The 8,254-nt window shown below is 68.1% G+C and carries 7 protein-coding genes; 3 read left to right on the plus strand and 4 right to left on the minus strand.

What is annotated here, in order from left to right; all coding sequences use genetic code 11:
• Both HUV01_RS09415 and HUV01_RS09420 read right to left on the minus strand, forming a co-directional pair.
• Positions 1-523, minus strand: a 523-nt coding sequence (locus HUV01_RS09415; RefSeq protein ID WP_174298024.1) for an OmpA family protein, incomplete at its 3' end; no start/stop codon positions are given.
• Positions 516-923 carry a DUF2382 domain-containing protein gene (locus HUV01_RS09420; RefSeq protein WP_174298025.1) on the minus strand — a complete coding sequence of 136 codons (408 nt, stop codon included), beginning with the start codon at positions 921-923 and terminating at the stop codon, positions 516-518. The genes HUV01_RS09415 and HUV01_RS09420, both read right to left, overlap by 8 nt.
• Positions 924-1,519: 596 nt before the next feature.
• On the opposite strand from HUV01_RS09420, the gene HUV01_RS09425 reads away from it, so the two are divergent.
• Entirely contained in the window at positions 1,520-3,976 is a 2,457-nt protein-coding gene (locus HUV01_RS09425) for a S53 family peptidase (protein ID WP_174298026.1), read from the plus strand.
• 53 nt (positions 3,977-4,029) lie between these two features.
• Here HUV01_RS09425 and HUV01_RS09430 read toward each other — a convergent pair whose 3' ends face one another.
• A complete protein-coding gene (locus HUV01_RS09430; protein ID WP_174298027.1) occupies positions 4,030-5,223 on the minus strand; it encodes an MFS transporter in 1,194 nt (397 codons plus the stop codon).
• Between the two features lie 132 nt (positions 5,224-5,355).
• Here HUV01_RS09430 and HUV01_RS09435 point away from each other — a divergent pair, with 132 nt between their 5' ends.
• Together HUV01_RS09435 and HUV01_RS09440 are read left to right on the plus strand one after the other, a co-directional pair.
• The gene (locus HUV01_RS09435; RefSeq protein ID WP_174298028.1) at positions 5,356-6,855 is read left to right on the plus strand and encodes a carbohydrate porin; all 1,500 of its coding nucleotides are present in this window, start codon (positions 5,356-5,358) and stop codon (positions 6,853-6,855) included.
• Positions 6,856-7,024: 169 nt separating this feature from the next.
• Complete coding sequence (locus HUV01_RS09440; RefSeq protein WP_254606531.1) at positions 7,025-7,504, plus strand: DUF2141 domain-containing protein; 480 nt, start codon at positions 7,025-7,027, stop codon at positions 7,502-7,504.
• A gap of 18 nt (positions 7,505-7,522) precedes the next feature.
• Here the strand turns inward: HUV01_RS09440 and HUV01_RS09445 are convergent.
• A partial coding sequence (locus tag HUV01_RS09445; RefSeq protein ID WP_174298030.1) for a CDP-alcohol phosphatidyltransferase family protein occupies positions 7,523-8,254 on the minus strand: 732 nt, incomplete at its 5' end.

Genomic DNA, 8,254 nt, shown 5'->3' on the forward strand with positions numbered 1-8,254 from the left:
CCGCGCCGGTCAGCGCGGCGCCCACGGCGGCGGCGCGGTCGGCGCCCAGCTTGGCGTTGGCGGCATCCGATCCTCGCGCATCCGCATAGCCGACGAGCCGGACGGCCGCCTTCGGATAGGCGGCCAGGATCTGCGCCAGCGCCGACAGCGTCGGCTTGTCGTCGGCCCTGATCTGCGCGGAAGCCGTGTCGAAGTTGAGCTTGTCGAACGTGAAGGTCCGCGGCGCGGCGGCATCGCCGGCGAGGAACGCCTGAAGATCGTAGTTCAGCGTCTGCGGCTGAAGGTCGACCGTCCTGCCGCCGGGCAGCGCCACATGCTTGATCGCGACGGGCGGCGTGGTCGTGGCGGTGCCGGCCGGCGCCGGTGCGACGACGGCGTCATCGTGCCGGTTGCAGCGGCTGAGCGCCAGCAACGCGGCCAGGATGCCGAGCACCAGCGCGATCCACGCCAGCCAGTTGGTCTTCTTCTTCTCGATATGGATTTCGCGCGGCGAGGCGCCGCGCGTGTCGTTCGGATCAGCCATTGGTGATGCTCCCTGTTGATTCGTCGGACGGCCGTTCGACCGTCGCGCGCGTCGCGCGGAGCGTGACCGGGATCGCGACGCGCTCCTGCGTCTGCTCCCGCGTGACATGGATTTCCTCGATGACGAACAGCCGCTTCTCGACCACCAGCCGCTCCTCGACGAGCGAGACGATCGTGGTGCCGCCCTCCTCGCGCGGGGGCGGCGCGCTGTCGACGGCCCGATCCACCTTGAACCGCTCGACCTTCAGCGCGCCGCGGGCGAGGACCTCCTCGACCAGCACTTCGCGCTCCTCGACGGAGGTGCGAACGCGGACCGCATCGGTCTGCACGTCGATCTTGTCGACGGTGACGGACTCTTGGAATACGGGAACGCGGAGCGTCGGGTCGTCGCGGTCTGGCATGAATAGCCGATCATGGCTGCGAGACCATCGGGCATGGCTTCCTCGCTATCTGGCTTACCACCTTACGCCGCCCGTGCGGCATCCAGCCTTCCAGACGGGACAGGGCGTTAACAGCCCTGACAAACGCTGGTTCCGCGATCCGCCGAAAAACATCCCCTGCCCCGAGAATGCCGGCACCGTCGCCGGAACGGCCGCACCAGACATGGTTGCGCCCGGAACGTTCGGAGGTGAAGCGGCGTCATCGGGCTTGTGCACAAAGTCCAGCCATTTGCATGTGGTAGAACCGATTTGTTTCCGACCGTCTATCGGCCGCCTTCATGATCCCGCGACAGATTGGATACGCTTGCGATCCATGTCTTGTATGGTGCGTCGCAATATTACCTAAGTGTCTCTACCCGGTCTAATGCACTTTGTTGAACAGTGTTCTAAATACATGATGATCTTGTCATACCGAAAGTAGTTTATAAGTGTTCAACAAGGCGAATCTCATGTCCATGGGATGATAATCCCGAAGATAATCTATCGAGACAGTTCTCGATCGTAATATATCTCCAGTATAGGGCTTCGGTCTTGTATCTAGTCACGCACGCCCGATCATGCGGTTTAACAATCATGTCATGGTGGAGGAATTGATGGCCGACCTGAACCAGCACGCATTTGCCAGCTCCACGTTTCCGCCACTCGCCGGCGCGGCGCTGGTCGGAAGTCCCGCCAGCGAGACGACGCTGAGCGTGACGGTCCGCGTGCGCCGGAAACCGGGAGCACCGGAACTGCCGTCCGCGACGACGCAAGGCCAGCTACCCGCGGGAAGCCGCACCCACCTCACGCGCGAGCAGTTCGCGGAACGGTATGGCGCCGCGTCCGCCGATCTGGATCGGGTCAAGTCGTTCGCCTCCACGCACGGACTGAGCGTTACGACGAGCGATGCGGCGAGGCGCAGCGTCACCGTGGAGGGGACGGCCGCGCAGATGGATGCGGCGTTCGGGGTGGAGTTGAGGCACTACCACACCGGGGCGATCGCCTATCTAAGCCACGCCGGCGAGGCGAGCGTTCCCGCCGACCTCGCGGAGATCGTCGAGAGCGTTCACGGGCTCGACACGCGACCGCTCGCCCAGCCGCTCAACCGGCAGGCACCTTCGCTGGGGGCGGGGATTTCGGCGCCGCTGGGAACGGCTCCGCTGCTCCCGGCCCAGGTCGCGCGGCTCTATGACATCCCCACGAACTCCGCGGCCGGACAGTGCATCGCCATCCTCGAGTTCGGTGGCGGATACCTTCCCGGCGACGTCCAGCAGTATTTCGGCACGATCGCCCACCTGCCGGTCCCCGACGTCACGTCCGTCGGCGTCGACAACGCGACCAACGCACCCGGAGACCCGGCTGACAGCGAGGTCATCCTCGATATCGCCGTGGCGGGATCGGTCGCGCCGGGAGCGAAGATCGTCGTCTACTTCGCCCCCAACACGGGACAGGGGTGGATCGACTGCATCAGCACCGCGATCCATGACGCGGTCCACCGGCCGACGACGATCTCGATCAGCTGGGGCGGCGACGAGAGCGGTTGGGGCAGCGTCGCCAATACCATCAGCAACGTGCTCGCCGAGGCGGCCCATCTCGGCATAACGGTGTTCGCATCCTCCGGGGACAGCGGATCGGAGACGCCGCCGCAGGTGCTCTATCCGGCGTCCGACCCGAACATCATGGCGTGCGGCGGCACGACGATCTCGAACGTGTCGGGCCTCAACTTCACGCAGTCGGCCTGGTCCGGCAGCGGCGGCGGCGTCAGCAACACGTTCGCCAGACCGATCTGGCAATCCTGGGCCAACGTTCCGCCCTCGAAGAACCCGGCCGGCCACGTCGGCCGCGGCGTACCCGACATCGCCGGCAACGCCGATCCCGCGAGCGGATACGCGCTGATCCTGAAGGGCAGTTCGATCGGCGTGTGGGGCGGGACGAGTGCCGTCGCGCCGTTCTATGCCGGCATGGTCGCCGTGCTGAACGCGAGCTTCGCCGCGCCGCTCGGCTTCATGAACGGCAACGCCTATGCGCTCAAGGGACCTTTCGCGTTCGACGACGTCACCGCCGGGAACAACGGCGCCTATACCGCCGGTCCGGGTTGGGACGCCGTGACCGGCCTGGGCAGCGTCAATGGCGCCAATTTCGCGACCGGGCTGTTCGGCGTCGGCCTCCCGCCCGCCATCGTGACGTTCAAGAACCAGCTCTTCATGGCGTGGAAGGGCATAGAGTTCGACGACCGCATCTTCACCACGCATTACAACGGCTCGACCTGGGCGCCCCAGTCCAGCGTGCCGAACGTCGCGACGAGTTCCGGCGTCGCGCTCGCCGCGTTCAACAGCCAATTGTATATGGCCTGGAAGGGCGCGGGGAACGACCAGAACATATACTGGTCGCACTTCAACGGGATAAACTGGACGCCGCAGCAGCAGATCCCCGGTATCGCGACCAGCACCGGGCCCCGGCTCGCCCTTTTCCAGAACAAGCTGTTCATGGCGTGGAAGGGCATGGAAGACGACCAGCGCCTCTGGTGGTCGAGCTTCAACGGGTCGGTCTGGGCGCCGCAGCAGTCGGTCCCGGGAGTGGGCAGCAGCGTCGGGCCGGCGATCGCCGCCTTCGGCACCGGCCTGGTCGCGGTCTGGAAGGGTCAGTTCGGCGATCCCGGCCTGTGGTACTCGACGTTCAACGGTTCCGCCTGGGCGCCGCAGAAGCAGATCGTCAACACGGGGTCGAGCGAGGGGCCGTCGCTGGCCGTGTTCAACAACCAGCTGTTCGCGGCATGGAAGGGCGAGTTCTCCGACGAGCGGCTCTGGTACGCCTCCTACAACGGCTCGACCTGGACGCCGCAGAAGCAGATCTCGTTCTTCGGCAGCAGCGTCGGTCCGGGGCTGACGTCGTACAACGGCAAGCTGGTCGCTGTCTGGAAAGGCATCCATGGGGACGACAGGATATGGTACAGCGCGTTCGAGGGAACGACCTGGGCCAACCAGCAGATCGTTCCGGGCGTCGGCACCAGCGTGGACCTGCTGCGGGCGGCCTAGTCCGGGGCAGGCTGCCCGCCCATCGATAGGCGGGCGGCTTCCGCTCCGGGAGTTTACACGTCCGTCGCGGGGAATCGCCGCTCGGTCAGGAACAGGAGCAGCGCGGAGGCGGCGATCGCCGCCCCGGTCCACGCCGTCGCGCTCCACCCGCCCCGGAAGAAGGTGTATGACGCGAGCGTGGAGCCGCAGGCCGCGCCGACGAACACCGTCGTCATGTAGCTCGCGTTGATCCGGCCGCGGGCTTCGGGCTCGATCGAATAGACCGCGCGCTGGCCCAGCACCTGGTTCAACTGGGTCGCGGCGTCGAGCAGCACCGCCGCGCAGCCCAGCGCCACCAGCGCGCGCGCGTCGACCGCCCACAGGCTCGTCAGCAAGGCGGCGACCGCGGCGAGCAGCGCGCCGGCGGTGCCCAGACGGGTATGGCCCCGGTCCCCCAGCCGGCCCGCGAGCGGCGCGGCGAGCGCGCCGCCGGCCCCGGCTAGCGAGAACACGGCGATGCCGAACTGCCCCAGGCCGAACCGCTGCGCCAGGATCAGGGGCACGGCGGTCCAGAACAGGTTGAAGGTGGCGAAGATCATCGCCTGGTAGGCGGCGCGGCGGCGGACCACTGGCGTCCGCACGAGCAGCAGCAGGCTGGAATACAGGATCTGGCCGTAGCGCAGCCTGGCCGTGGGCCGGCGTTCGGGCAGGACGAACCAGAGCACCAGCCCCAGCAGCGCCATCATGCCCGACGACGCTCCGAAGATCGCGCGCCAGCCCGCCACCGCCGACAGGCCGTTCGCGATCGGCCGGGACAGCATGATCCCGGCGATCAGCCCGCCCATGACGTTGCCGACGACGCGTCCCCGCCGCGCGTCGGGGGCGAGGTGCGCGGCGAGCGGAACGATGATCTGGGCGCCGACCGAGCAGAAGCCCGTCATGCCCGAGAACAGGAGGAAGCTCGCGGCGCCGCGCGACAGGAACAGTCCCGCCAGCCCGATCGCCGCGCCCGCCACCATGATGAGGATCAGCCGGCGGTTCTCCACCAGATCGGCGAGCGACACGATCAGCAGGAGGCCGGCTCCGTAGCCGAGCTGGGTCAGGGTGGCCGCCAGCGCCGCTCCCTTGCCATGCATGCCGAGCGCAGGGCCGATCTCGCCGATCAGCGCCTGCGCATAATAGAGGTTGGCCGCCATCAGCCCGCAGGCGACGGCGAAGACGAGGGTCAGGCGACCTTCGATGTCGGTTCCGGATCGCGGGCCTGCCATGCCCCCGCCTAGGGCCGCTCGCGTCGAATGGCCATTACCGGCGGACGTCACGCCCGGGCGATCCCAGTTTCCACTGTCCTTCACAATGACTTGGTGACAATGCGCCCTCGCTTCAGTCATCGACGAGGGTTCGTGCCACACGTGAATGCCAGGGTTGGGAAGTACCGCAGGGGGTCCATCGCCGCGCTGAGCGCCTGCGCCGCTTGCATCGCGGTCGCGGCGTCGTCCGCGCACGCCGCGCCGATACCCGCCACCGGAACGGTCGCGGATGGCCAGGACCGGTCCCAGGCCACGCCGGGCGTCACGCCGGATCCGACCAGGAGCACGACCGCTCCGCCAAGCATCCAGAACCCCTCCGCGCCGACGTCGCCGCCGCCGCGATCCGGACTGTTCCCGACCGCTGGCGCCGATCTGCTCAGCCACGGCATCGACGTCCACGGCATCGCGTTCGACCACTATCTCGCCAACCCAAGCGCGGGCATCGTGACCGGCCGGTCGAGCAACCTCGGCGTCCTTGCCCCCGCGATCGACGTGGATCTGGAGAAGCTCGCCGGGCTGCGGGGAAGCAACTTCCACGTCCAGGCCACCTTCTTCGGCCTCCAGAGGGACATACCCGGCATCATCACGCAGGCCGGCGGGTTCCTGACCGGCTTCCAGACCACCCCGGCGCCGGTCCCCAACGTCCTGTCCGTCCTGACCTTCGAACAGAAGCTGGTGGGGGGCCGGCTGTCGATCGAGGTCGGAAGGTCCAACATCTATCGCAACTTCCTCCTGTCGAACTCGCTCGACGTGTTCACGTCGTTCTCGAGCACGCTCGAGGTCGACGGAGACTTCAACTCGCCGCCCTATCCGGTCTGGAGCGCGCGCGCGGCCTACAGGATCGACAGGGCCTGGTACGTCCAGGGCGGGGTCTTCGAGGACAATTACCGCCATGCCTCCGCCAACGGCAATGATTTCAGCACCGACGGCGCCTCGGGCGCGGCGATCCTGGCCGAGGTCGGCTACCGGACGGAGTTCGACACCGCGGCGCGCCCGGGCAATTTCGAGGTGGGCGTGGAGGTGAACACGCGGCACGGCTATTCGAACATCAAGGGGACGGGAGCCGACGCGACGCCCCGGAACACGGCGGCGGACTATCCGGGCGGCGGCGTGCTGTTCGCGCAGGGCGCCAAGGTCGTCTGGAGAGGGACGAGGCGACCCTATGGCCCGCCGGCGAACATCGCGCCCTATGGCTCGATCGACATCGCGCTCGGCTCGCCGCAGCCGATCGAGCTGGACGCCATCGCGGGCCTGAACGTGACCGGATTCATACCCGGGCGTCCGTTCGACGCGCTCGGCCTCCAGGCTCACTACCAACGCCTGTCGGCGATCGAGGCGAGCGCGGAGTCGCGGGCGCAGGTGCTGACCGACGGGCCGGGACGGCTCCAGCCTCGCGGCGGCCTCGCGTTCGAGACGGTGGCCAACATACAGGTGACAAAGGCGTTTGCGGTGCGACCGATCGCGCAGTATTTCGTCGATCCGGATGCCTATTACCTGCCGGCGCAGGCACGGCCGCACGATGGGTTCGAGCTTTCGGTGTTCGCCGTGCTGTCGCTGGGACGGCTTCTTGGAACCAGCCAGAAGCCGTTCTAGGCCTTGGGGACGGCAGGGTGCCATGATCCTGTCGGCCCAAACCCGCGGACCGGAGGCGATTTGTGCCCCGATGCCCTATGACCCGTGGTGGACAGCAGCTAGGACCGATCACCGGGACGCGCGGCGCAAGGCTCGCGCCGGTCGCCGGCGCTGCGGGGGATCGATGACGATGATGACCACGATCGGCGGCGCGCTCGCGGTCGCGATGCTGGGCGCGGCGACGGCGCCCGCGCCCGCGCCAGCCGAGGTCGCGGACGACTGCACCGGACCCGTCAGCGACGTGCGGCTGTTCGTCACGGTGAGCAACGTCCGCTCCGCAAAGGGCCTGATCGCGGTGACGCTCTATGCGGACGACCGCAGCAAGTTCCTGGCGCATCACGGCTCGCTGTACGTCGGCAGGGTGGCCGCCGTGATGCCGACCACCCGGGTATGCATCCATGTGCCCGCCACGGGCGTCTACGGGCTCGCGGTCTATCACGACGAGGACGGCAACCGGAAGTTCAAGCGGTCGACCTTCGGCCTTCCGGCGGAAGGCTATGGCTTCTCGAACAACGCCTCGACCTTCCTGGGCCTTCCGTCGTTCTCGTCCGTGCGCCTGCCCGTTCCCCGCTCGGGCACCGAGACGGGCGTCAGGCTCAAATACCCCTGATCGTCCCCGGCGCTCGCCCTATCGGGCGGATGCCGGAGCGGGCGCCCCGCCCTGGCGCAGCAGCCCCGGTACCGCGGCGATGATCGTGGTCAGCCAGATCGCGCTGAACCCGAAGAGCAGCCACGACACCGTCCAGCCCGCGCCGCAGACGATGATGAGCCCGAAGGCAAAGGCGAAGAAGTCACGGCTGGTCATCGCCACCAGCGTCTCGGTCACGCGATGCTGCCATCCCGTCGGGAAGCGCCGGCGGTAGTACGACTTGAGCACGTCGAGATTGCCCGGCCGCCCGGCGCGGCGGGCGAGCCAGCCGAGCAGCACCATGCCGACCAGCCCGAACAGCACGAGAAGTGCGCCCACCCCTGCCTGCCCGGCGCCGTAGAGCCGGGTCAGCGACACCGCGATGCCGATGAAGAAGCCAAGGTTGGTGGCGACGTCGACGCGTGTGTCCAGGGTCGCGCCCGCGACGGTGCTGCGGTGACTGGCGCGCGCGATCTCGCCGTCGACGCCGTCGATCACCGAGGCGACGTGGAACAGCACCCCTCCCGCGATCAGCCCCGCCCGGCCGCCGAACAGCAGCGCGGCGAACATCGCGGCGCCGGCGACCGCGACGACGGCCGTGACGTGCGACGGGCGGATGTCGGGCATGAGCAGCAGCAACCCCGCCGATACGCGCCGCGAGATCGGACGGTTGAGCCAGCGCGACACCGGGCCGTCGCTCGGCTTGGCGGTGGCGCCGACGAGCCGCCGGAC

The organism is Sphingomonas bacterium (genome assembly GCF_903643035.1).
Classification (GTDB): domain Bacteria; phylum Pseudomonadota; class Alphaproteobacteria; order Sphingomonadales; family Sphingomonadaceae; genus Sphingomonas.

Excerpts from the sequence above, each read along its gene's own strand:
- HUV01_RS09430 (WP_174298027.1), bottom strand. The coding sequence starts at position 5,223 with ATGGCAGGCCCGCGATCCGGAACCGACATCGAAGGTCGCCTGACCCTC.
- HUV01_RS09440 (WP_254606531.1), top strand. The coding sequence starts at position 7,025 with ATGATGACCACGATCGGCGGCGCGCTCGCGGTCGCGATGCTGGGCGCG.
- HUV01_RS09425 (WP_174298026.1), top strand. The coding sequence starts at position 1,520 with ATGCGGTTTAACAATCATGTCATGGTGGAGGAATTGATGGCCGACCTG.
- HUV01_RS09420 (WP_174298025.1), bottom strand. The coding sequence starts at position 923 with ATGCCAGACCGCGACGACCCGACGCTCCGCGTTCCCGTATTCCAAGAG.